2 protein-coding genes are annotated in these 1,144 nt (G+C 56.6%); one reads left to right on the plus strand and one right to left on the minus strand.

Annotation, left to right across the window (positions count from 1 at the left end; all coding sequences use genetic code 11):
- Nucleotides 1-454: 454 nt before the first annotated feature.
- On the plus strand, nucleotides 455-637 hold the full coding sequence (locus tag RMO15_RS32300) for a hypothetical protein (protein WP_309723161.1): 183 nt from the start codon (nucleotides 455-457) through the stop codon (nucleotides 635-637).
- Between the two features lie 164 nt (nucleotides 638-801).
- Here the strand turns inward: RMO15_RS32300 and RMO15_RS32305 are convergent.
- Nucleotides 802-1,144, minus strand: a 343-nt coding sequence (locus tag RMO15_RS32305) for a helix-turn-helix domain-containing protein (RefSeq protein WP_309723164.1), incomplete at its 5' end; no start/stop codon positions are given.

Genomic DNA, 1,144 nt, shown 5'->3' on the forward strand with positions numbered 1-1,144 from the left:
TTTTCGATGGAAGTAGCTAAGCGAGCTTGCCACCGCTAATCTGAGCCAACAGGCGAGAGGCGCAGGCGGAAATGGATCATTGGTACGTGACGTTGAACGGATACGGGGAGACCGGTCGCGACAGCGGAGACGTTTACACCAAGGACGGGGAAGTGATCGGGACTTGGTCAGCCGACGCAGAAGATCATTGCAGTTTCACCCCACTGGGCGAGACAGAGTCGATCATCTGGGAGCCGTTCCTCGGCTTGTTCTGCAAGGAAGTGGCAGAGTGGCATAAGGCGCAGCAGCAGGGCGGCTAGGGCCTCTCACCCCTCGCACGCCACGCAAACCGCCTCGCTCCCCGAGTGCACCCGAGGCGAAGCCGACGAGGCTGGCACCTCGGGTAGATCAAAGTCCACCGAGTCGCCCTTCGTGCTGATGTTCTGGTACCGGTATCACCGATGAGCGGGCCTGGGTGCATACCGCGTTCTACACCTACCACTCGGGGATGACAGATGACGATCCCCACCTGCCGCGCCTCGCTCGCATCGAGCATGACTTCATCGCTGCCCTCGTGGCCCTGAACTTTGACGATCAGAAGCGGCAGTTGCGCCAAGCACTCAACGCGATCCGCGCGTTCCCAGGGACACCGAACTAAAAGATACGCGGAACCTTGCTATTCCCTGGCACCGAACAACAAGCCACTTTCCACCGTTCACGTTTGCGAACCCACCTTTCCACATCTCCTTTTTTTAAAAGCCACTGAGTATTATTTTCTCTTTCTTTTCAACTGTGTCTTCTTAGTAGGAAAACCTTTCCGGTCTAGAACTGCCGTTTCTTTCCGGTCTTGACCAGAAAACTATTCCGGTCTGGTTTGGAAGCCTTTCCGGTTATCAACAACTCGGCTTGCAGATCGAGATGGTAAACGTTTGGTCTCCCCTGCCCTTGCTGCTTGATGGACAGAAGCCCCTTCGTCTCAAGCTCTTTCAAGTAGGTTCGGACAGAGCGGTCGGTCACGCCGATGTCCGAGGCCAGACGCTCCTGCCCAGGAAAGCAGAAGTCATTCTGCCACGCGTAGGACAGCAACATGGCGTAGGTCAATTTCGCTGCCGGAGAAAGCTTCGCCGTTCTCAGGATGGCATTCGGCACCTGGGTAAAGCCGGAC

This window comes from Armatimonas sp., from assembly GCF_031410135.1.
Classification (GTDB): domain Bacteria; phylum Armatimonadota; class Armatimonadia; order Armatimonadales; family Armatimonadaceae; genus Armatimonas.